Source organism: Thermomonas aquatica, from assembly GCF_006337105.1.
Classification (GTDB): Bacteria; Pseudomonadota; Gammaproteobacteria; order Xanthomonadales; family Xanthomonadaceae; genus Thermomonas; species Thermomonas aquatica.
In genome coordinates this window covers 1,330,224-1,353,124 of sequence record NZ_CP040871.1, presented here as the reverse complement: position 1 = coordinate 1,353,124, position 22,901 = coordinate 1,330,224, and the positions used below count along the sequence as shown (strand labels likewise).

The following is a 22,901-nucleotide window of genomic DNA, read 5'->3' as shown; positions in this document are numbered from 1 at the left end:
GTCCCGATCTTCTAGGCCCGATGTGATGCCGACCTTGTGCAGGACCGTGATCAGATCAGGCTGTCGAGTTCTGTAGGTGCGTAACCATTCCGCGATTGCGCGAAAGGTGGGTATCCATGTGAATTGTGTCATTAGTAAGGGCGCGTTGATGGAAGTGGATTAGCTGAGTTCGTTGTCGAGATGCTCTGGCATCGAGCCAATGACCATGCATTGATCTCGCTCATGCCAGTGGAAGTAGATCCTGAAGCCGAACCGGGGGTCGCGATCATTGCTTCCTGTTACATGAAGCTCCAGCGTTACGCGCTCATTTTTGTAGTCGGTTTGATACGTGTTCTTGCTGCGATGCTGATGGGCACTTCGGCCTGTAGGTGTTATCTCCAGGCCCATTTTCTTGAGGCTTTCCTTGTAGGATTCGCCACCACTTCGACGCGCCGGCACATATTCTTCGGCCAGTAACCAAAGAACGCGATATGCGTACTCAATGTCCTCAAAATGAGAGTCCTGTGCTGCGCGCACTGCTTTTCTCGTTAGAACGATGCGGTCGCCGAGATACTCATTGCACCAATCCTCAAGGTCTTCCCAGTTGTCCGGGAATTCGGGTTCGACCGCTCCGGTCTTTTCCCGCAGCTGCCCCATCAGCTTCTGTACTCGGCTTTCTAGGAACATGACGCGGCCTCGCAGCGTATCTCGCTCGTCACGGGATGCGTTGCGTTCTGATCGAGCCTCTTCCAAGTCTGCGTGCAGGTTCGTATTGTCTTCCTCAAACAGCTTGCGAAGATCGATCTCTGACGCGAGTTCATCTTGAAGCGACGCGACCTCGTCACCGCTAGCTCGATGTGATGCGGCGATTTCGGCCTTACGTCTGGCTTCTTCAATTTGGCGCCTGAGCACCATCTCGCGAACCTGATCGAAGGCAGGAGTCGCATCGTCGCGTTCGAGCGCACGAAGGGATTGGTAAGCAGCTTCCTGCAGCAAGATGCCGCTCAGGCCAAGCAAATTCAGGCCTTGGGTATTGAGTTCTGTTGGTGACCAAACCGGGTGGCGTCCAGGTTCATCGTCAGACGTAAAGCCAGGTCGGAAGAATCGAATCGTAGCGCCCGAGACGGCGGCCTTACGGCCTACCTCTTCATTGAAGGACCAGACCATTTCCCTGTCGAGAACGAACACTTGAGCGAGGCCGCCTAGCTTGTCTGCCAAGCCCTTCGGATCCATGAACGTTTTGAGCTGTTCGTCCTTCAGGTATGTCGACAATACGAGTATCGGACGATTGCGCTTAGGCGATCGCAGCGCGACAAGTGCTCGCCCCAACGATGCGAAGTCGCTGATACGCGTTGGGCCCGCAGTAAAAAGAGCGCCATCGTCGGTATCGCGTAGACCAATCTCCTGGGCCAAGCGTGTGACGAGCGTGGGAATGCTCGTTGGTGGCTGAGGTGACCCACCAGGTGAGATGGCAGTCAGCGTCACCGATACGGCGGGTGTGGGCTGTGCGTTCAGCAGTACCATCTCTACTCGCCACCGGCGACCTTCCAGGGCGCTGTCGGCAGTCTCAGCCTGGATTGCCCAAAGGCCTAGATCAGGAAGGGTAACGGCGTTCGCCGTATGCCCCTTCTTTGTTCGCAGCTCGAAGTCTGTAGTCCTGTCAGGCGGAGGCTCGAAGCCATGTTTAGTCAGCCAGGCCAGTGCAATCGACCGTGCAGCTTCGAAGCTATCTGGCTTGGCTAGGCGACCCTCTACCGCGATGATCGGATCAGTTCGACGCGATAGACTTGGATGTGTTGGAACGAAGGGGGCGCGCTTTTTTTGTGGCGGAGGCGTCGAAGGGTCAGCCGAGTGGATCGATGTGGGTCGCTCTTCGGTAGCGACCGGATTGGGAGGCTGCTTAGCCTCTGATGAGTCGATCGGGATCGGTAACGCAGTCGGAGGCTCAATTGTCGGCGAGGGTGCGACAGGGTCTGTTTGATCTTGTCGCAGCTGAGTGGCGGTGTATTCCGCTTCGCTCAATGCCTCAAGAATGCTTGCGCTGAGTTGCTGCCGTGCGAAGGTGGCTGGCAGGGGGGATAGGGAAAGCGTCGGCTCGTATGTGGCTGCCTGATTGATATCCTTACGTCGCGCGAGGTACCGTGCTTTTCTCTCTCTTAGCTCTTCAAGCGAAGACAGGAAGCGTTCGGCTTTTCGAACAAGGCGATTCCGGCCCGGTATTGTTGTTTCGTGCAGGGATGCAAGCAACTGTTCTGCTTGCCTCTGCCAACGGCCGATGGTGCTATCGCTCGGCGGAGCAGCAACTGTTCCGCGCTCAACTTCCCGCTCCAGCTGTAGCAGGGCGCTGTCGTAATCAGTGGGTCGTGTCGCCCCGTCACCCATGGCGGCGCTCGCGCACGGGTCGGGGGGCGGGTGCACGAATACCTGGGCAAGCGACCTGTTGGCTGCTTAGACGCATCCTCCAACCTGCCGCGTTGAACAAGTCAAAATTGACGACTAGGCGTCCGAAACCCGCAAGAGAGCCCACCGAGATCCCCCTAGATCAGTGCTTGGCTCGAAATCTACCAGATATCTCATGCGGTCCTGGGTTCTCTGAGGCCCTTGAATCTCGTCTGGCGCATTCGCTTCGATGGGCGAACGATTCAAAGAATTTTCAGCCCTATAACACCCGAGTGGAGTGGGACAATCCTGCTTCACGTCCAGGTGCTGCGTTCCTTGCGCCTATTGGGGTCTAGCCGATGCGCGACGACACCAAGGAGACGATCTACTACGTGATGCTTGTAGCAGCGGCGGTCCTGGCCACGCTGCTCAAGAAGCCGCCGTTTGATCGCTTCCCCTAGCCATCCACTGGCGCTCACAGAAGGCCCGCCCTCACCGGCGGGCCTTCTGCGTTTATGCCGCCCAACAAGAGGATTCAACATGCACTTGGTCGAAACGATGGCCTATGCCGGCGACAAGCCTTGGCATGGTCTTGGCAACAAACTCGCTACCCCGCAGCCCATCGAGATCTGGAAGCGTCAGGCCGGCATGGACTGGATGATCGAGGAGTCCGAGGTTCGCTACATCACCGGCAACCACACGGTCGGGGCGATCCACTCCTTCCCGGAACAGAAAGTGCTCTACCGCTCTGACACCAAGCGCCCGCTGGCGGTCGTGTCCAAGCGTTTCCAGGTCGTGCAGCCGGAGGAAGTGCTGGAGTTCTACCGTGACCTGACCGAGCACACCGGCTTCGAGCTTGAGACTGCAGGCGTGCTTAAGGAAGGCAGGAAGTTCTGGGCGCTCGCGCGAACGGGCCAGAGCGCCACGCTCAAGGGCAAGGACCAGGTGAATGGGTATCTGCTGCTGGCCACCGCCTGCGATGGGTCCTTGGCGACCACGGCTCAGTTCACGTCGGTGCGGGTGGTATGCAACAACACCCTGCAGATTGCATTGGGTGACAACCGTGGCGCGGTGAAGGTGCCGCATCGCTCCGAGTTCAATCCCGAAGCGGTGAAGCAGCAGCTTGGAATTACCGTCGCCCCGTGGAATCGATTCGTGTCCAAGATGAAGGACCTGGTGGCATGCCCGGTGGACCCGGATTCGGTCGATGGTTTGCTGCGTCGAATGCTGACCTATCCCGGGCAGCCCGGTCAGGCTCCTGTGGTCAACGAGCAGGCAATGCGTTCGGTCCGCGCCCTTTACGACGGTGGCGGCCGTGGCGCGCAGCTGGCGTCGAGCCGCGGTACGGCGTGGGGCTTGCTCAATAGCGTGACCGAGTATGTCGACCACCATCGGCGCGCGCGCAGTGATGACCATCGTCGTGAGGCTGCCTGGTTCGGCCAGGGCGCGCAGTTCAAGCAACGCGCCTGGGACGAGCTGGTCCAGCTGACCGCCTGACCCCAACCCTTGTTGTTCCCTCAACGCCCGGCCCTGTGCCGGGCGTTTTCATTTGGAGAAGCCCATGAAGAAGAACACCGCATTGCGGCTGGTCGACACGCGCACGCTCGACCGACACCAGTGGTTGTCCGTGCGCCAGGGAGGGATCGGCAGTTCGGATGCCGCTGCCGCCGTAGGCCTGTGCCCGTACAAGGGCCCGCTGGAACTGTGGATGGAAAAGACGGGGCGGACGCCAGCGGAAACCGAACCGCCCGGCATGGACGATCCACGCTATTGGGGCACGTTGCTGGAACCTTATGTGGCCGTGGCTTACATGCAGCAAACCGGGCGCAAGATCCGCAAGGTCAATGCGGTCCTGCAGCACCCGACCTTCCCCTACATGCTGGCGAACATCGACCGCGAGATCGTGGGCGGTTCCGATGTGCAGATCCTGGAGTGCAAAACGGCGGGGGAATGGGGGGCAAAGCTCTGGCAGGGCGGGGTGCCCGAGTACATCCAGTTACAAGTCCAGCACCAGTTGGCGGTGACCAACCAGCAGGCCGCCGATGTGGCGGTGCTGTTGTGCGGCCAACGGCTGGAGATCCATCGAATCGAGCGCGACGAGGAAGTTATCGCTCGCCTAATGGTGCTGGAGGCCCGGTTCTGGAAGCACGTCGAGACCGACATAGCCCCTCCGGCGGATGGCAGCGAGTCCTCGGGCAAGGCCCTGCGCCAGCTGTATCCCGGTGGCGGCAACACCTTGGACTTCTGCGAGGACCGGGCGCTGTCGGACACCTTCGCCGAGTTGGTGGCCCTCCGGAACGAGCTCGATACGCGCGGCAAGGATGCCGAACAGCTCAAGCAGACCCTGCAGCAGGCGATGGGCGATGCCGCCCGAGCGGTCTTCGCCACTGGCGAGGTGACCTACAAGCGGGCTCAGGACGGCACCAGCCTGGACACCAAGCGCCTGGCGCAGGACCACCCGGATCTCATGGCCCGGTACGCAGTGCCTCGACCCGGCAGCCGCCGGTTCCTCATCTCGGCCCACGCCGATCAATCCTAGGAGAACTCCCATGCTGAAAGGCTTTGCAATCACCCCGCCGGTCGTGGGGCGGATCTCCATCGGGCGCGTGGTCGAGCGCAACGGCAAGCGCCTGCCGGAGAAGGACGACCAGTTCACCCTGACCAGTCAGGTCCAGAACCGCGAGGGCTGGCTGTTGCATCCCCTCGACGAAGTCCTGCGCCAGCAGACCGGCGGCAAGCTGCGGAGTTTGCCCGTGAGACTCCTGTTCAACGATCCCAGCCTGAACCTGCGTGCCGACTACAACCTGTTCGACCGCACCACCGGCCGCCCGGTGTGCGTGGGCAATGGCGAGAGCTGCAGGCGATCAGGCCAGGACGGCATCGAAACGTTGCCGTGTCCAGGGTCGGATACCTGCCGCTTCGCGGAAGGCCAGTGCAAGCCGTACGCCCGCTTCAACGTGCGCATCGGGGATGAGGATGAGACCGGCACCTTCGTGCTGCGTACCACGTCGTTCAACACGATCCGTACCTTGGCCGCTCGCCTGCAGTACTTCCATGCGGTCTCCGGAGGATTGTTGGCTTGCCTGCCGCTGGAGCTGAAGCTCAGGGGCAAGTCCACGACCCAAAGCCATCGTGCGCCGATTTTCTACGTTGACCTGGTGATCAGATCCGGCATAACGCTGGAAGAGGGCATCACCGAAGCACGGCGTTGGGATGCAGTTCGACGAGACTCTGGTTTCGATCAGGACGCGTTGGACACGGCCGCACGCCTCGGGTTTGCCAATGGGGCATTCGAGGAGTTGGAAGAGGATGTTCCAGCGGTCGTGGCGGAGTTCTTTCCGGAAGACGAGCTTGAGGTGAGCGTGACACCGGCCGCAGGCCCACTTCGGAGAGGTCTCAAGGACCGGCTCGAGACCCGAATGCCTCAGGCGGCGCAGCGCTGAGGAGGCCAAGCGATGTTCAAGATGATTGGAGCGTTTGTGGTCTACGGACTTGCACTCTTGGGCGCGATTGAATGCCTGAAGAACTTGGACGAACTGATTTCAGCGGCGCAACGGAAAGAGACTGGCGCCAAGGGCTTGTGACAAATCACCTTGGGCTGAGGCAGACAACCGCCGGGACATTACGTCCCGGCGTCTTTACATTTAGAGGGGGATCACTCATGGCAGAGCAACAGAACGACAGCAACACCCTTTACGTAAAGGGTCCGAGACGTCGCTATACACCGGCCTGTGCTGACACGATCCATGCTGCGGCGCGCTTGCTGGTGGAGGCCAGGGTGCAGCGTGGTGAATCATTCGTGGAGCCTGCCACTGCGCAAGCGTACTTTCGGGACAAGCTTGGTGGAGCGGAGCGGGAGATATTTGCAACCGCGTTTCTTGATACCCGCCATAGGCTGATTACCTATGCAGAGATCTTCATGGGATCGATCGACGGGGCTGAAGTGCACCCCCGCGAGATCGTCAAGGCAGCTTTACGGCACAACGCGGCAGCCGTCATCGTGGCGCACAACCACCCATCTGGTGACGTCACTCCCTCTGCCGCAGATCGGGTCGTGACTGCTCGGGTGAAACAGGCGTTGGCTTTAGTCGACGTCCGCATGATTGACCACGTCATCGTCGGTGGAAATCAGACGCTCAGCATGGCGGCGGCGGGGCAGGTCTGACCCGCACCACGTTTGGGGCGGAAATTCACGTTGGCCCGAAGACACTCGCTTGCGACCGGTGAATGCTGTGGGATGGACGCTGAAGTGACGAGCACCGGATCATGGCGTGACTAACCGCGCTTGTTGCCTTCAGGAGGCTTGCCAACCCCCTGTAGGGGAAGTTGGCAGGTCCTCTCTTTTTTCGTTTCGCAGGCTCTGAAAGCGCGCTATTTGTGCGATTAGTTGCACGAATAGCGCGGTTCGCTTGTGCGTGGGTGCGGAAAACTCAGACTCATGGGACTTCAAGCCTGGGTATTGATCTCTGGCTGCGGGGGTACCCCTCGGCGGCGAACACGCCGTTTCTGGATGTAGGTTGCCCGGTCTGCATCCGACATCAATCGTATCTTGGTCGGCCCGAGATACCGCTCAGGTGGACTGTCGACTCCGCGTTCCTTGTGTGTCCTATGCTCGATCCGGAGGTCATGGCCGTATCGTTCTAGTGTGCGATTGATATTGTTCGCCGCTGCCTCTCGCATCGCGCGCATCGCCTTACGCAGTTCCGAGGGTGGAAGTCCACCTGTATCCTTCTTGCAGCCGCCGCGCTCAGGCTGTTGAGCGTTGTACCGTCGGAACATCTGTTCAGGGGCTCGTTCGATCCCGTCGGGAAGCCGGTCGCAAATCACGATGTGCACGTGCGGATTCGGTTCGTTCTCGAGTGAAGAAGAGGGCAGATGCAAGGCGAACTGGAATGGCTTAATGCCCGCCAGCCGCTGCGCCTCATCCCGTGCCAGCTCTCTCAGCTGCTCGATCGTGAGGACATTGGGCAGGGAAATGATGAATGAGCGAAAGGTCGAGCCGTTTTTCCGCTCGTAAGTGTCTGACGCCTTCCACAGCAAGCTGGGGTTGTCTTGGGCCCAGCTAGGCATGTTGCCGTAACCCGTGTCCACCAAGTCGCCACGTTTCGCGTGGCGACCTCCTCTGGTGACATAGGACAGGTGCGTGGAAGCGGTGCCTCGTTTTCCACTTCGGATGCCAAAGTGCAGTGCGTTCATAGGGTTACCCTTTCTTAAGTCAATAAAAATGCCGGTGAAGTTGCCTTCACCGGCGTTAGAGAGAGTTTGATGCTGCGAGCGAAGCAAGCGGAATAAAACGGTTAGTGCACGTGCTTGCTCTTGTTGTGCTGCTGACGTGTCATTGGCTTGTTTCGTAAGTCAATTACCTGTCTGACTGCATCTCGTCTCACAAGTATCTGTATTGGCGTAAGAAAAAACTTACTCGGCTTTCTGTCGCAGGGTCATGAGCGGCGCTAGTCCACGCCAAGAGCCTTGAACACCGCATCTATTGGATCCGAGTAGAAGCTCGTCTGGAACTTCGCAAACAGTTCCCCAGGTACCGAAGGAATGTCCCCAACGCTGCTCATGGGCAGCAGGATCCGTTTAGCGCCCGCGTCGAATGCAACTTGCATCGACTCTGCCAGGTTGCGTGCGGGGCTTATGGTTCCTCCTAGCGACATGTCACCCAGGATCACCATCTGGCTCTGCACGGATCGCCCAAGCCCTGTTGAACACAGGGCAACGAAGCTGGATAACGTCATCGCTTGCGGTGCACCAATGTTCTGAAGTTCGACCAAGTGAAAATGGAAGTCTTGTTCACTGGGCTTGATGGAGGCGCTCACCCGACTGGCATTGGCCTTGAAATAGTCGAATCCCACACGAACCGATTCTTTGGCTGCTGATCCAGAGATGGATAGCTTTCCATTCCCTGCCATCGTCTGGATTTCCAAACGGTATACACCTGGCATTCCGGATTGCCCCATTGTGATGGTGTGCAACGTACCGGGAGCGCTGCCTCCTTCAGGGATCAGTCCGCCGCCACCTTGCTCTGGGACGGCGATGAATCGTTCTTCGTGGCTCTCCAGGTCGATATAGGAGAAGTGGACGTCATAGAACTCCATCCCGCCTATCTTCTTCAGCTGCTCCTTGATCCGGCGTCGGGTCTCTAGTGCGTATTCCAGGCACTGACGGACTTGCTCCTTGTCGTATTCACCATGCGGGCATAGCAGCTTTAGCAGACCGGATACGGTCCGCCGAACGGCAATCGTGTCTCGCTGGTTGAGGTTGTTACCCAGCTTGAAGTAGCGGTCAATGGCATCTGAGAAGCTGTGCTTGCGCATCTCCCGCAAGTACTCGGCCAGGTAGTCGACGATCAAACCGAATTGATTGGTGAAGAACTCCGGTCGCATCTTCGGGATCTCCCAGCCAGGTACATAGGCATGGAAGCGATCGAAGAAGGCCGAATCGATCATCACATCCGGGAACGGCGCGAGCAGGTGCGAGGTCTTGACCAGCGACTCGACACTCTGGTTGATGTTGCCGATGAACACCATCGACGCATTGGCATTGATCGACTCACGGCCCCGGCTGAATGAGCCGGATGCCATGTAGTCCTTCATGATCTGAACCCCGTCCTGGTCCTTGAAACGGATTCCTGCGACCTCGTCAAAGGCCACGACATCCCATAGACCCACCAATCCCACTGTCCGCGCAGCCATGTTGTAGAACAGGTTGGCGACGGTCGTCTGTCCACCTGATACCAGGATGCTGTTCGGGCTGATTTCCTTGAAGATGTGGCTCTTGCCGGTGCCGCGTGGTCCAAGCTCGCAATAGTTGTAGTTGTTCTCGACCAACGGAATCATGCGTGCCAGCAGGTGCCATTTGGCTCTGCGTTCAAACGTCGTCGGTTCCATACCCGTGGAACGCAGCAGGACATCGATCCATTGTTCGTCAGTAAACGCTTTGCGTCCCTCGAACAGCGCCTGCATGTCCATGTTCGGCATCTGGATCGGCTTGAGATCCTCAACGACGAAGGGCGATCCTTTCTGGTTCTCTTCGTAGACGTAGCGCAGCGTCACGATGCACCAAATGCCACCGGCCAATAGCTTCTCGAATTCACGTACGAAGCGATGCGAAATCTCGGCGTTCTTCACCCCAAGATTGGATAGAAGAGCCTCGTAGACGTCGCGCTTATCATTGAGCTTGACCGTGACCTTGTCGATGATCCGGTACGTGCCGCTCTCGCGGATTTTCGACTTGACCTTCTCCGCTTCATCCGGCCTGACGTAGTTCTCGCTCAGCACGCGTTTGACGGTCGTCATGCCCGCTTGGATAGTGGCTTCGTCATCCGAGGCGCAATACATGCCAAGCAGGTACTCCAGCACGTAGACCGGGACGTTCGCGCCTTCCTTGACCAGCTTGGTCAAGTCTTTGCGTACCACCTTGCCGGCGAAGTGCCGATTCAGCAGTTCATCCAGATCCCGAGAAGGCTGTGCCTCGCCATCGTTCGCGGGTGACGAATCAAGTGTGTTGTCAGAAGTCATTGGAGAACGCCAGGTCAATTCGGTACGCCGCGCGCAAAACCTCTACGCTGGTCGCTGCATCGCGCCCTACGAGGTAGTAGTCCTTGTGACGATCATAAGAGCCCGACCGCACAGTCAAAAAGATCTGCTTGATGCGCTCCGCCAACACCGCTGAAGTGCTATCGAATGTCACCGTCGCCTCATCGCTGATCAGCGTGTCGCCGTCGCGCAAGGAAATTTTGAGGGTTCGTGGACGTACCTGATGACTCACTGGTTCCGACTGGATCAAGTCGAGTCGCTGCTTGTTGGTCACGATCTTGCTGGAAGCGCCTACTACGCTCACTTCCACGGAGCGGCTGCGTGCTTTCTCGGACTCAGACACGCGTACGGTAATCATCGGCACGATGACTTCTTGTGGCATCGCCGATCCATGCACAAAGCGCGCGCCACCTGCGAAGTGGAAGCGCATCGCGCCCTTGGGCAACCAGAAGTCCACGCTACCGGCGCCAGGCTCGGTACCTGCTGTTGTAGCAGTGGATCCTTGCCATACAGCGGTGTTTTTTGCCAGATCACGCCCAATGAGATAGCGCTTCTTCGCCCGCAACGTGCCTGCGGGCTTGTCGCCAAGCGAAGCCTTGCTGGCTTGATCCAGCGGCGACTCCTGATAGAGAAAGCCGTGATCCGCCGTGACCAGCACCATGGAGCCGTTGAGATTGTTGATGATGAAGGAAATGATTCGATTGAGCTCAATCAAGGTCTGCGACACCGCATCGAACGTCTTGCCTTCGGAGCCCTGCTTGTCGCCGGTCATATCGATCAGGTCGTGGTAGACGTAGATCACCCGGTGGTCACCGACCAACTCACGGCCCTTGGTCTTTCCGAGCTCCATGAGGTCGGCGGCACGCACGGCAATGCCGTCATACCGACCTAGCTGCGCATTGCGCGCATCGAGCGTCGCGGCGGGCTGTCCGTCTACCAGGACATCAAGGCTTTCGCCCGGCTTGTACGCCAAGGTGTGATGCGGCAGCAAGGCTGACATGCCAAGGGCGGTGTAGCTGGGCAATACGCTCAGCATGGCGCTTAGTTCGGCGGTGAAGCGATTCTTGCGGCGCAGCTCCCGCGTAAGCTCTTCGCCGGCTTCATAGCGGAACGCATCCGAGATGACGACATAGACCCGCTTGGTGGTCGCCAGTTGATTCGCGACGTGATCGTTGAAGAACTGCTGCTGCGGCAGGAGTCCGTTGACGTTCCAGTGCTCAAGCATGCCGCCTTCGTTCTCGACGATGCTGGCCCAAGCCGAAGACAGCATCGGGATAAACCAGCCTGAGTAGGCCGACTCGATCAGGGAGTCCAGATCATGAAGCACGCTCCAACCCATGGGTTCCACCAGGCTGGAGGCATGGTGGAAGTGCCGATACAGCTGGTCGAAGCGATAGAGCTCGCCCCGGTACTGCTGCACCGCGTGTTCGGCATTGGCGAAGGTCATGCCGGTGGCGTGACGTTCCTTCAGCGCCAGGAAGTCAGCGGCTGCTTCCAGTGCTTCATAGCAACTGGCTACTGCCCGGAATTCATCGTTGTCGTCGCCCAGCCGGACATCGGCCCAATGCCCGTCACGACGGCGGTCAATCAATGGCTGGATCGAGTCCGCAGCGGCCCCGCCCAACTGCAACACGCGCCCCTTGAGGTCATGAATGACGCGCCGCTCGACTTGGGCAAACGTCATGCAATCCAGCAAGTCCTCTGCCGAATAACCACTGACCAGTTCGCTGATTCTGAGATCCTGCGCGACCGCTGCCGATAGCCCCGCATACGCGCGGTAGCGATTGAGGTCGCTGCGCCAGCGCGCGGCCAGCACAGACGCGTTCCCGGAGAAGGATGGATGCTTCAGACGAAGGTGTGCAAGCGCCTCCGGCGGGTCACCGGTAAGGCTGCGAGCGAAGTCAGTCACCAGGATCCGACGCAGCAGATCGGCCAAGCTAGGTTCCGGTGACTCGTAGCCGAATGTGTCCTTGATCAGCTGCCAGAACGCTTGCTCTAGTCCATAACCCTGCAGATCGCTCCAAGCCTTCGGTGGTTCGCCGATCGCGGCGTCGCCTTCCGAAAGTCCGCTCAACAGCTGGAGCGCCAAGGACAGGGGATCGGATTCGTCACAGCGCAGGGTGACCGCGATCATCTTGCGGTCTACATCAGCTGCGCCATCCATTGGCTGCAACAAGCGCTTGAGCCGATTTCGACGGGATTCCGCTGCAAGGAACTTCGCGCGCGCTCGAATATGCGGCGCCAGTGCCACGCTGCTGAGCCCCAACTCTTCCAATCGGATGGATGTCAGGTCCGCCCGGAAGGAATGGGAGCGCAGGCGGATATCCAGCAACCAATCGGCCGTTGGATCAGGCTCAGCGCGATTGCTGTACAGCAGGAAGCGACCGTCTCCGTCGGACTCAATGCGCCGCTTGACCTCCAGCGCAGCAGTATCCTGCAGACGAATTACCTTGACCGGGTCAAGTTCCAACTTGTCCAAGACATCGGCAAACTCGCCATCGATGTCATGCCAGAAGATGATGTTGGCACTGGCGAACAACGCTGCTAGCGCTTCGCTGATTCGCTGTTCGTTGAGTTCCGTCGCCACGGTCAGTCTTCTTCCTGCTTACCGACCACTGACTTTACGTCCGCAAGCAGGTCGCCGAACTTACCGTAGTTCACCTTCACCCCGTCGTCCAGGTCCAGCGTAATCCGCTGATCAGCGTAGTGGCGCAGCTGCTCGTCGTAGGCCAGCAGTTCTAGGTGCTGCTTGCGCAGCTTTTCGAGCTGCTTGGTGAGCTTGTTGCGTTGTGCGGTAGAGCTGGACGCGGCAATGTCTTGCTCCAGCGCTTCGATCTTGCTCTGCATCTTCCCGGTCAGCGGCACCACGTATTCCGCGCGCAGGCGCGACAACGTGCCGGCGTTGTAACGGTGCAGATACACCAAGGCCTGGAACGCGCCCTGCCTGCCGCTGGAGAACAGCCAGTAGATCGGACGCTTCTTGTACGTCTGCAGGTGATCCTTGAAGAACATGTCCGCCAGATAGCGGCGGATCGCCTGCTCAGGCGATTCGCTGGACTTGCGGCCCAGATTGTCGGCCAGGAACGCCATGTTCTGTTCAAGCGAGTCCTTGCCCCACACGGCAAGCAGAAATTCGCGAACGCGCAGTGCCGCGTCATCTTCAAACCACAACTCATCGGTAACCGGCACGATGCCGTCGGCGTCAGCGTGAAACTTGGTGTAGCGCGAAGCGTCGAAGCCGACGTTGCCGCTGTTGGCGTAGATCAGGCCCGGCGCGTCCAGACTGTAGCGGCCCATCATGCAGCCGATGGCGTAGGAGACCAGCTCGGCCATGGTGTCTTGGCGAAAGCGGATCCACAGCTCTTCATCGTTAAGGTTGCCGCCATAACGGTAGGCAGGGTTCGTTGTAAGAGCGACCTGCTCGAGCGGGACCTCCGGAGTGAGCTCTTCACCTAAGCCATAGCTATCGATGAAGAGGCTGTTGTTCGCCTCTTCAAGGCGCTTCATCTGAGCGATGCACTCTCGGTTCTGAGTAATCCACGTGGTGTAGCTGGCTTCCAGGCTAGACGCGGATTCTTCTGAGTTAACCAAGACTGGAAGGCACTGAAAGTGCGACGAACGTTCGTACCCATTCCAGTCGTTAACGCAAAGCTCTACGCATCGCTCGGCTTGCTCTACGCTATCAATGGCGTTGAAGATAGGTAATGCCAGTACATTGCTGACATTCAAGGCCAACGTCGGATTCATAATGCGCAACAAGTATTGAGCAACACAGCTATTGAGAAATGCGAGCGTTGCGAACTGCCCTCCGCCAAATTCGCCACCTATTGGGAATATTGCCGGCGACACTGAGTTAAAAAGCTCATCTTCAAGGAGCAATCGAAATCCGCGCTCCGCCTTGGCGCTAATAATTGGCCAAGTAATTCCGCGTTTGTCTCGCGATTCTTCAGAAGTGATTCGCGCTATGGGATCGCTTCGGTAATGCAACTGGTCGCTTTGCGTCCACCTCAAAACATGATCGACGTTTCCAAAGTACTTCCTGAATTCTCCACCTTTCGAGCAGAATCTCCAATTCGATGTAGCCCCTATATATCGGCTGTCGACCTCCCAGTGACTACGGAGATAGATTTCATCGTTACCACTCTTACATGGCCCCTCTGAATACCAGCCTCCAGAAAGCGGAGGATGATTCTTGAAAACGTCACGCACCCTGGTGCTTACCCAGTAAGCCAACGGACGGCCGGGCACACTATTAAATTCTGAGGCAGATAGAGAATTTAAACGCTCATTAGCTGTAGGGAATTCGATGGGAACACCATCATCATTCAACTCGTAATATCTAGAACAGCAATACTGAGCTCGGTAACCTGCAACAAAAGTCTTTTTGCAGCACATTACGTTCACGCCAAAATTTATTCCCATTACTGTCGGCCGCTTACTGTCGTATGGGAAGTGCGCAAGGCAGGCGATAGTATGCTTGTCGAAAATTATCGCCCTGAATTTCTCGTAGCTAGATAAAAACATCCAGCTTTCCATGGTTACCATGGCGTTGATGCCCTTATTTTTCGCAAGCGAAAATCCTCTTTCAAGAAAGCACGAAAAGAGGTCGCTCTTGGCATCAGTGAAACGATCCTTAGCAAATTTCTTCACCAAGGGGTTCATTCCCTTGCTCCCCATATACGGTGGATTTGCAACTACCGCCTCGTATTGAGTAGCAAGCAACCCCGCCTGCTGTACTAGCGGCCCCAAGCATTTAAGTGCATCTGACACAAAGAGATCTTGACTGGGCGCCTCGCTCAGCAGCTTCAGTGCCCGTAGCTTCTTCGCCAGCCCCTCCGGCACCTGAATCAACGACCCAAAGGTCTTCGCGTGCTCAAACAGCCGCTTCAGCTCCGTAAGATCACTCGATTGCAACCCGAAGTCGCTCAGCTTCATGCTTTGCGCGAGCCGATCGGCATCAAACGGCGTGCTATCCACCATCGCCATCACATTGAGCTTCACCCCGCGCTCAAACAGCTGCCGATCATCTGCCCGTGCTTTCATCATCAAGGCAAAACCGGTCAGCTGCGCCGCACGCTCGTCGATGTCTAGACCAAACAGGTTCTTCTCCAGAATCAGCTTTGCCACATCACGCTGGCGGTACCCGCGCTCCAGATAGATCGCCTTGAACAAGTCATAGGCCTCGACCAGGATGTGACCGGAACCACTGGCCGGGTCGATCAGCGTCAGTTCCTCGGGATTGAGCGCGCTTGGCGTGATCGCCGCAAGCTGCGCATTGACCTCAACGGTCTGCTCAGCCGGCTCGATGTAGTACGCCATCTGCGCCTTGAGTGGCGAGTCCGGATAGGTCGCCAGCCACTGCGCGCCCAGCGAGTTCTGCACCATGTACTTCACGATCCAGTTCGGCGTGAACAGCTGGGTCGCCGCCGGGATGTCTTCGGACCTCACCACCTTGCCGATGACCTGGTCTTTCTTCTCCGAGATGTAGAACTGGTACAGCCAGCCGATGATCTCGATCTGCTGCCAGTCCTCTTCGGGGATGGACTGCACCAGCTTGGCCACTACCGAATCGGTGAGTAGCAGGTTTTCCGGCAGCAGCAGCTCGGTTTCGTCGCCCAACTGCTCGAACAGGAACGGCATAGCCTGATGCAGCGCGTTGCACTGGGCGATCAGGATCAGGCGGTACAGCTCGGGATCCTGATTGGCCAGCGTGAGCTCGCGAACGGTGTCGGCGGACAACCCCGGCAGCGCGTTCGACTCGGCCAGATCCAGCGCGTGTGTTAGCACTTCTGGCAAGCCACCCTGAGGGTTCGACAAAACGCGGCGACCATGGCCAAGGTAGTCGTGTACCTCCATGTAGCGCAGCGCGGCCAGCCTGTTGAACCAGGCGTAGGCCACGGCTTCGACGGTATGGCTGAAGCCCTGCGTCTGCATCCGTGCGATCAGCTTGCTGCGTTTCTCGTTGACTTTCACCGGCCATGGGCGGCCAGCAATCATGACGAGATCGCCGCTAATCTTGGCCTCGGCCACAACGAGCTGACCCTTGGCCTCACTCAGTCCGAGGAGATTGGCTCTGCCGGTGACGGCGGCAATGAAATCCTTGCGCGCCTGCGGGGCATAGCTCTTGAGGTTGCTCGTGTTCATTACTGGATCCGAATGCGCTTGCCCGAGGCCAGGATGGCCGCGAACTTGTCCTTGAGTCGCTCCAGATAGGCATCAACCTCGGCCTGCGTTTCAAGATAGGGCCGCTCGGCCAGCTCAGATGGGTTGACCGTCTGCGACGCTCTGGGTGTATTCGCCGGGGGACTGGTACTGGAGCCGCCTGATGTCGACGTTGCGTTGCTGGTGCCGCCGGCGGTGGTTTGCTGGCTGTGCATCCAGCTGATGAGGTGCTCCATCGCCGCATCCAGGAGTTGACCGGAGTTCATTTCGAGGTAGCTGATCTCAGGAATGCTCGCTGACTGGCCTACGCCGAGCTTCAACTGCTGCAACGGATACAGCGCCGAGTTACGGACCGCGTCGGGAGCGTGCGCTTGACTCAGCGCCTGCGTGACCTCAGCAATCTTTAGGTCAATTCCTTGGATCGCGGAAACACGGGCAGCTTGCACCAGAGTGGTGTTGCTGGCCTCGATCGTCGAAATCAAAGGCTCAATCAGATTGACCCTGCCATATGGCGCTTGATCCTCACGGATCGCAAGCAGCTCATAGAGAGCCTTGCTGGCTTTGGGGTCGCTTGCCAACGCAGACTGGTTGGTTGAGAACCGTGCGGCGGCAGCGATCATGTTTTGCCACGCAGTCAGCTGACTTCCGTAGAATCCCTTGAGGTCAGACACGTCATCCCCCGCGTCTAACCACGCGTCGCGATCCTTGTTCATTGCCTCAATGAACTCGTAGGGGTCGCGTATGGCCAGCTGCTTGCCCACCATGGTCAAGAGGGTTTCGATCCTGACGCGTCCCGGGTAGTACGGCAGCGAGGCGCGTGGCAATGCGCTCTTCATCTCGTCCTGCCATTCCAGTAACTTGGCTCTGAAGTCGTGGACCACGCCATCCTCGTCTTTGCGGGGCAAAGACGAGAAGAGCTTCTGATAGAGGTCTGCGATCCGGTTGATGCTGCTGGTATCTGCAGTCTTGCGCTTGAGAATCGAGATCTGCTTGTGCTGCACCAACTTGGACAACGGCTCAAACGCTGATTTTGGATCCAGGTCAGAGCCGCTCAGCGTCAACTTGATCTCGCCAGCCATGAAAAGCCGAGTGACCATCAACACCACTTCCCAATCCGGCTTCCAGCCGAAGGGAATCCCAGTGAAGCGGTCAATCACATCCGATAACAGCACTCGATTGTGGGTGGCAGTGAGCTGCAGATACTGTCGTACTTCTTCCAGGGCTTGTGGATTACCTTCTTCGCCGGCCAATGCCAGTTGCCGCTGGCCAATCTCGTCAATGGCGAGCAGCGCCTTGATCTCGGACAGCGGATCGTTCTGGCGCACCTTGAGGTAGGGCAACTTGTTGTAGGTGTTGGTGATCAAGTAGTTGATCAATTCGTCCAGCAACGTCGAAGCCGCAGATGCCTTCGACTGCACGCGCTGTCCCTTCGCATAGAAGTCTCCACGCACCAACAGATCGCCAATTTGGCTAACCAGACGTGCGCGCCGCTCACGGTTCTCGTCCTTTCGCTCCAGCAGGATCTTCTTGAGCGACGGTGTTGCCGTGCTGGCCTTCGGGCTGTCGACAAACTTTTCGATCTGGCGATACAGCGTCAACTCCACATCCAATCGCTCGCCTTCCGCCAATCGGATCAGCGCACAGCCATGTCCTTCCGCGCTTCGCAAAATGCATACATTTGACTTCTGCAGCTCGTAATCATCGCCAAGAGGCGAGAGCACCTCCAGCGTTAGGGCATGGGTCGCATTGCGGTAGGGCACAGCGTCGAGCAGGCGGTTGAAGTCGTAATCACCTTTCGTATCCCGATGGCGCACTTTGGTCTGACCGCCCAGCACCTCCTCGAAAATGATATCTGCGAGCAGGCGTGACTTCTCCGAGGACGACACTTCGACGTGGCCAATCTCGCGCGCAATGTCGCGTTCCTCGTTGGTCAAGAAGAACCAGAGATCACCATTGCGATTGACCAGGCGCTGCCGCTCGAGGCGCTCCAGGCTCTGCTGAATTTCACGTTTCAGTTGCAGTTTGTCCGCATCGATCTGGGACAGGCAAAGTGTCGCCAAGTTATCGATGCTGGGCTTGATGACATCGGCAATGTGGCGAATCAAGAACAGCACCTTGAGCAACCTGATGTCCTGCGGCTCAAGTGATGCGTCCTCGGCGGCTTGATCGATGGCACGTTTGACGGCGGTGTCTAGGAAGCTCTCGATGGAGGGGTAAAAGTCATACAAGGGCACCAGAACATCGGTCTCCTTGTCGGCGTTTGCTTTCGCCGCAGATTGGAATGCATCCAGCAGTGATCGCTCACCCCGAGATAGATGCTGTCCAGTGGCACCAACTTTTCGAATTGCTTCAAAGATCTTCTGCAGTAGCGTGAATTGGTAAGGAGCGAACGGGTAGGCCCCCACGTAGTCAGCCGCGTCGCGATATCCGCGCATGACAACCGAATTGCCGACGAACGACAATTGATTGTTGATGATGTCGCCTTGGGTCTCGTACACATCCCGCAGGATGTCGTGCGCAGCCGTAGTCTTTGCAAGCAGGCGCTCGCCAATCACTTCGTCCGTATTGGAGCTCGCCAACGACAGGCGCGTGTGGAAGCGTCCTTGAATCTTGGAAAAGTCCTGGGAGCGCGCGCGGTTGGCCTCACCAATGGCTGCTTCGATATCTTCCTGGCTAGTGACGATGACCCAGGCACGGCCGTTGCACAGAGTTCCCAGCTGCTCGGTAATAGTTTGCAAGCTGAGCATCAGGTGGGTGTCATTGCCGATGAACTGCCCAACTTCGTCGACAAGAAAAATTATGCGGCTGTCGGGTCCTCTGGAATCCAGGTAGTCACGCAAGAGCTTCGCGAATCCTTCGATGTTGATCGAGAAATCGTTCTTCGCATCGTCGAACCACTTTGCAGCCGATGCATTCGACATCTTCAGCGCAATGGCCAGCGCAGCGACGACCTCATCGCGCAGGAAGCCAAAAGCGTCACGCTCATTGACCCAGGCCGTGCCATGAATTTTCTGGAACTCGTCCTGAAAGGATTCGTAGGCACCCTGCGATACCAGGTATCGCTCCATGTTGGCGATATAGGGGGCATCACCGGAGAAGCCGAGCTTTTCGTTGAAGACGCGCAAGAACACTTGCAGGATCTTGTCCCGGTCCGAATTCTTGTCGGCCTTCGCATCAATGTTAAAGAGGATGACCTCCGCTTTGCTGCGTGTCGCGCGCTGGATATCAGCGAGCAACAGCGGATCCTTGATCTTGTGCTCATCGAAGAACGTCGCGGCAAGGCGCTTATTGCCCGTCGTTGGGTCGACTGCTTCGTAGTTCTCAAGCAGGTAAGACAGGATCTTGATGAAATGTGACTTACCAGATCCGAAGAAGCCTGAGACCCAAACGCCCATGCGATCGGTCAGGACCGGATCGTGTGGGTTGTCCATCGCCGCCAAATAAACGTCGAAGAACTTGCGAAAATGTTCGGACAGTTGCTTGGTGACGACGTATTCGTCCAGCTCCTGCCAGATGCTTCCCGCATCCTTTTGATCGGCCTTGATCACCCCGTTGATGGGGCGGTCGATAGGCTTGCGGAAAAGTTCGCGAATCTTCATTCGTAGTGCCCCCTGATTCATTCCACTAACCGGAAGGCCCGGTAGTAGTTGTCGTCGTCCAATTTGTTGAACAGTCGCAAGGAAAAGCCGTCATAGCGCCCTGGATAGAACATCACCAGTGGCTTGTCTTTCATGGTGGCCTGCAATGCCGATAGCAGCGTGTGGGAACGCAGCATTGGGTAAGCAGCGCCTACACCGGTCAGCAGCAAGACATCCATCTGATCGAAATCGATGCGACTGGCGATGCGCTCGGCGAACTTGTCTTCTTTCAATATCGGACGCAGCGCCTCAAGGGCTTCTGCATCACCTTTTTTCGCCTGGATGTCGATGACCCGCTTATAGAGGTTGCGGTCCTCGAGCATCTCGATGATCAACGCAAACAAATTTGCCACGGCAACTCGAACCGCTGGCTGGCGCTTGGACATGCCGGGCAAAAGAACGCTATCGATGAACGTGCGCACTTCCATCTCCCGTTCGGGCGGATAGTCGAAGATCCAGAAGCCGATCTCGTTGCCCAACCCTTTGTTGGTCAACAGATCGTCTGACGACAGGCGGTCGGCGATCTTGTTCAGTCGAACCCGAAAATCGTCGGTCATACATGCAACTCCATGAGCGCAAGCAGGCGTTGCTCGCCGGCGTCCTTCAAGGCGCTGGCAACGTCTGGGTGGGTGTGTGGCTGAATCAGGCGCAGGGTCTTGGTCGACTCCAGGTACCTGGCCTCAGCAAGGATCCGCAGGACGACCTGGAGGTGCTTGCGTCGGGTGGATTCACTCCATGTGCCAACCGCAGGGTCCCGGGCTTCGCAGTCGGCGAGGAATTGCTCCCATTCGCGCGGTGCAAGCGTCATTTCCAGCCTCCGTACATGGTCAGCGACCACATCCATGACAAAGTCGCGCAGCAACACGCTGTGGCTGAGTGCGGCGGCGAACAGCGCTTGTGTCGCTACCTCCTTGTCTCCACTGGCAACCAAGGGCCACAGCGACGAGCTGACCGACTCAAGCCGAAGGCGGATCAGGCGAGCCTGGCGGATTGCGGTAGCCGGGGATCCCTTCTGCAGGACGTTGTCGACACGCATGGCATGCCCCCACTCGCTGTCGTTGACGCCGGCAATCAGCAAGCGCGCCACGATGCGGCTTTCGGGGAGCATGAGCGAGCCTGCAGAGAGGTCGGCTTGATACTTTTTCACGCGGGCACCTTCGGACAAGCGCCCAGCGCTCTGAGCGCGCCCGAGCGGGCCACCGCCGGGCTACCCCTTGCCCCCCTACAGGGCGTGGCGGCGATCATCGCAAGGAGGCGGGGGCGCCGCACGTGTAGGGCATCACTGTTTCGCGTTGCACGGCGGTACGGGGCACCGTCATTGAAGACACTCACCCGGATCGACCTTGCGCAGGGTCTGTCTGAGCCGCGATCCAATTGTCTAGGTCGAGTTTGCGAAAGCGCCATGACCCCCCTACCTTGAACGCAGGGATACCGCTGGCGCCCGCCAGCCGGTAGATGGTCCGCTCGGTCACGTGCAGATATTCCGCGACCTGCCTGATGGTCAGGATTTCGGGTTCCACTGGTGCCGCCTTCTTCCCCATGATCGCTCCTGTCACTGCGGGCAAGATAGTACAAAATTTTCAAGGCTCCTCGATGCAGCGCACAAGAAAAAGCCCGCCGATCAGACAGATCGGCGGGCTCGTGGTGGGTCGGGTCTATGTGCTCCGTCGGCTCCGGAACGTGGCCCGACTGCCAATCCGGCCCTGGGTCTCGCTGCAGCCTTGGGACGTTGGGGTTCGGTTGGCTTGAATCGTTCGTCAGAAGGTTGGGGCGATTGGTCCGGTGTAAAAAATCCCATGGGTGGGCCCGACCGCTTGGATGAACGCCGGGATTAGCAAGGTGATCTTCGTCGGCTTGCCCTTCGAGACCGAAATCGCGCCCTCGTTCACCAAGATGTCTAGAAGTTGATTAAATTCAGCAACGTCTTTCGGATGGAAGCCTTGTAACACCTCGTTCTTCGTAACCTCGGTGGGTTGGCTCGCGCCCAACCAGTGGTGCCGATGTAGGAACGCCTTCAGATTGGATGCCTTACGCCGCAGCTCCTCGGCCTTCAGCTCCTCCGAGAAAAACCGGCGGAATTCGCAGGCGTGGAACCAGACGATCCGGGCGGCGCGCTCAAGTGTTTCGGCCAAAATCGGTCCCGGCACGCCACGGGCGTAGTGCTGTCTGGTCGCAACTCGGCCAGCTAAGCCCATGAACTTGGTGGCGAATTCAGCGGTATCAGCGAAGAAGCCCCCAGGCAATTGCTGGCGTTCAAGCCATTCCACCTTATCGAACCAAACCTCCTTGGCCTCGTCGGAGAACTCGAGCACCTCGACTGCCGTCGTGCCGGCCAGCAGCTGTGCCTCTCGCAGTTCGAGTCGCGCTCGGATCCGTTGAGAAAACCGGTTCAGTGCGGGCATCTTGTCCGGCAGCCCACGCACGTTCCTGGTTCCCTTCTTGGGAGGAGGGGCCGCCACCAGGTAACGCGCATCGTGCCCGGTTCCCCGTGACAGCTTGCCACGCTTCTTGCGGCGATCCTGGAACGCTACTGGGTGCGCCATGATGCTGACGGTAACCTTCGGATCTCTGCAATCTAGGTCCTGATCCTTTCGACGCCATTTCAACGGCTTATCCCCATCGAAGAGTTTGTTGCCAAAGCCTTCGCTGCGCATCAGGCCCGCTTCGTAGAGGACATCAGCCTCGTCAGTGACAAAACCAATCGACTCACCGGTTCCCTCGAGCGCTTCAAGGATTGCGACCTTGGTGGCGTCCTGGAAAAGGTGCTGACGCAGTCGAGGCGGCTTTGGTTCCAAACGCTGGTGAGCTTCCAAGCGATCCTTTGACTGGGCGTACTTCTCATCCGCGGGGTCCACACTGGCATGCCGCCCCCTAAAGCCCTTGGCAGCAGCTTTCCACGCCTCGAGTTCAACCTTGTAATTGTCCTGTGCCACCGCATGAAGTTCCATGGACCGGGCGTCATGCGCATAGATTTCCCTCATGAAGTAGTCGTCGATGGTGCTTCGCCATTCACTCGGTTCCAAAACAAGAAGAAAGAACTGGTTGGCCGGACAGACCAGGCCGGTTGAAGGATTCCGAAATGCGACAAGACCTTGGCAGGAAATAGCATCGGCGGCTTGCGCTGACATTGCCGCTAATGGCTCCGCAACGCCCGTGCAGGAGAGGATTTCCTTCACGGCATCTCGTGTCACGGGGTCCAAGCAGT

Annotated in this window: 15 protein-coding genes; 5 read left to right on the top strand and 10 right to left on the bottom strand. The window is 58.1% G+C overall.

Features of this window, described 5'->3' with window-relative positions; genetic code table 11:
* Positions 1-159: 159 nt before the first annotated feature.
* Positions 160-2,361, bottom strand: coding sequence for a hypothetical protein (locus FHQ07_RS06520; RefSeq protein ID WP_139716046.1), 2,202 nt, complete (start codon positions 2,359-2,361; stop codon positions 160-162).
* Positions 2,362-2,898: 537 nt separating this feature from the next.
* Between FHQ07_RS06520 and FHQ07_RS06515 the strand changes: the two genes are divergently transcribed.
* From FHQ07_RS06515 to FHQ07_RS06500, 5 genes are all read left to right on the top strand, one after another.
* Positions 2,899-3,855, top strand: coding sequence for a DUF932 domain-containing protein (locus tag FHQ07_RS06515; protein ID WP_139716045.1), 957 nt, complete (start codon positions 2,899-2,901; stop codon positions 3,853-3,855).
* Positions 3,856-3,919: 64 nt separating this feature from the next.
* Positions 3,920-4,897: a YqaJ viral recombinase family nuclease gene (locus FHQ07_RS06510; protein ID WP_139716044.1), complete on the top strand. Its 978-nt coding sequence runs from the start codon at positions 3,920-3,922 to the stop codon at positions 4,895-4,897.
* 10 nt (positions 4,898-4,907) lie between these two features.
* Positions 4,908-5,801: a recombination directionality factor gene (locus FHQ07_RS06505; protein WP_139716043.1), complete on the top strand. Its 894-nt coding sequence runs from the start codon at positions 4,908-4,910 to the stop codon at positions 5,799-5,801.
* Positions 5,802-5,813: 12 nt separating this feature from the next.
* Positions 5,814-5,942, top strand: a complete 129-nt coding sequence (locus tag FHQ07_RS14635; protein ID WP_277871817.1) for a hypothetical protein — start codon at positions 5,814-5,816, stop codon at positions 5,940-5,942.
* Between the two features lie 77 nt (positions 5,943-6,019).
* Positions 6,020-6,523 carry a JAB domain-containing protein gene (locus FHQ07_RS06500; protein WP_139716042.1) on the top strand — a complete coding sequence of 168 codons (504 nt, stop codon included), beginning with the start codon at positions 6,020-6,022 and terminating at the stop codon, positions 6,521-6,523.
* A gap of 281 nt (positions 6,524-6,804) precedes the next feature.
* Here FHQ07_RS06500 and FHQ07_RS06495 read toward each other — a convergent pair whose 3' ends face one another.
* From FHQ07_RS06495 to FHQ07_RS06455, 9 genes are all read right to left on the bottom strand, one after another.
* On the bottom strand, positions 6,805-7,554 hold the full coding sequence (locus FHQ07_RS06495) for a MobA/MobL family protein (protein WP_139716041.1): 750 nt from the start codon (positions 7,552-7,554) through the stop codon (positions 6,805-6,807).
* 254 nt (positions 7,555-7,808) lie between these two features.
* Positions 7,809-9,878 carry a protease Lon-related BREX system protein BrxL gene (brxL, locus tag FHQ07_RS06490; protein WP_139716040.1) on the bottom strand — a complete coding sequence of 690 codons (2,070 nt, stop codon included), beginning with the start codon at positions 9,876-9,878 and terminating at the stop codon, positions 7,809-7,811.
* The gene (gene pglZ, locus FHQ07_RS06485; RefSeq protein WP_139716039.1) at positions 9,868-12,483 is read right to left on the bottom strand and encodes a BREX-1 system phosphatase PglZ type A; all 2,616 of its coding nucleotides are present in this window, start codon (positions 12,481-12,483) and stop codon (positions 9,868-9,870) included. Before pglZ ends, brxL begins: the two co-directional genes overlap by 11 nt.
* A 2-nt stretch (positions 12,484-12,485) precedes the next feature.
* A complete protein-coding gene (pglX, locus tag FHQ07_RS06480; protein ID WP_139716038.1) occupies positions 12,486-16,040 on the bottom strand; it encodes a BREX-1 system adenine-specific DNA-methyltransferase PglX in 3,555 nt (1,184 codons plus the stop codon).
* Positions 16,040-19,657: a BREX system P-loop protein BrxC gene (gene brxC / locus FHQ07_RS06475; protein ID WP_139716037.1), complete on the bottom strand. Its 3,618-nt coding sequence runs from the start codon at positions 19,655-19,657 to the stop codon at positions 16,040-16,042. Before brxC ends, pglX begins: the two co-directional genes overlap by 1 nt.
* A 17-nt stretch (positions 19,658-19,674) precedes the next feature.
* The gene (locus FHQ07_RS06470) at positions 19,675-20,253 is read right to left on the bottom strand and encodes a DUF1788 domain-containing protein (protein ID WP_139716036.1); all 579 of its coding nucleotides are present in this window, start codon (positions 20,251-20,253) and stop codon (positions 19,675-19,677) included.
* A complete protein-coding gene (locus FHQ07_RS06465) occupies positions 20,250-20,861 on the bottom strand; it encodes a DUF1819 family protein (RefSeq protein ID WP_206202360.1) in 612 nt (203 codons plus the stop codon). The genes FHQ07_RS06470 and FHQ07_RS06465 overlap by 4 nt, the downstream gene beginning before the upstream one ends.
* A 163-nt stretch (positions 20,862-21,024) precedes the next feature.
* Positions 21,025-21,237 (bottom strand): helix-turn-helix domain-containing protein, encoded by a 213-nt coding sequence (locus FHQ07_RS06460; RefSeq protein WP_139716035.1) that lies wholly within the window; start codon positions 21,235-21,237, stop codon positions 21,025-21,027.
* 216 nt (positions 21,238-21,453) lie between these two features.
* Complete coding sequence (locus FHQ07_RS06455; protein ID WP_168191486.1) at positions 21,454-22,872, bottom strand: DUF3987 domain-containing protein; 1,419 nt, start codon at positions 22,870-22,872, stop codon at positions 21,454-21,456.
* Between the last annotated feature and the right edge of the window lie 29 nt (positions 22,873-22,901).

Coding starts and splice junctions, on each gene's coding strand:
- FHQ07_RS06520 (WP_139716046.1), bottom strand. CDS start 2,361: ATGGGTGACGGGGCGACACGACCCACTGATTACGACAGCGCCCTGCTA.
- FHQ07_RS06515 (WP_139716045.1), top strand. CDS start 2,899: ATGCACTTGGTCGAAACGATGGCCTATGCCGGCGACAAGCCTTGGCAT.
- FHQ07_RS06510 (WP_139716044.1), top strand. CDS start 3,920: ATGAAGAAGAACACCGCATTGCGGCTGGTCGACACGCGCACGCTCGAC.
- FHQ07_RS06505 (WP_139716043.1), top strand. CDS start 4,908: ATGCTGAAAGGCTTTGCAATCACCCCGCCGGTCGTGGGGCGGATCTCC.
- FHQ07_RS14635 (WP_277871817.1), top strand. CDS start 5,814: ATGTTCAAGATGATTGGAGCGTTTGTGGTCTACGGACTTGCACTCTTG.
- FHQ07_RS06500 (WP_139716042.1), top strand. CDS start 6,020: ATGGCAGAGCAACAGAACGACAGCAACACCCTTTACGTAAAGGGTCCG.
- FHQ07_RS06495 (WP_139716041.1), bottom strand. CDS start 7,554: ATGAACGCACTGCACTTTGGCATCCGAAGTGGAAAACGAGGCACCGCT.
- brxL (WP_139716040.1), bottom strand. CDS start 9,878: ATGACTTCTGACAACACACTTGATTCGTCACCCGCGAACGATGGCGAG.
- pglX (WP_139716038.1), bottom strand. CDS start 16,040: ATGAACACGAGCAACCTCAAGAGCTATGCCCCGCAGGCGCGCAAGGAT.
- brxC (WP_139716037.1), bottom strand. CDS start 19,657: ATGAAGATTCGCGAACTTTTCCGCAAGCCTATCGACCGCCCCATCAAC.
- FHQ07_RS06470 (WP_139716036.1), bottom strand. CDS start 20,253: ATGACCGACGATTTTCGGGTTCGACTGAACAAGATCGCCGACCGCCTG.
- FHQ07_RS06460 (WP_139716035.1), bottom strand. CDS start 21,237: ATGGGGAAGAAGGCGGCACCAGTGGAACCCGAAATCCTGACCATCAGG.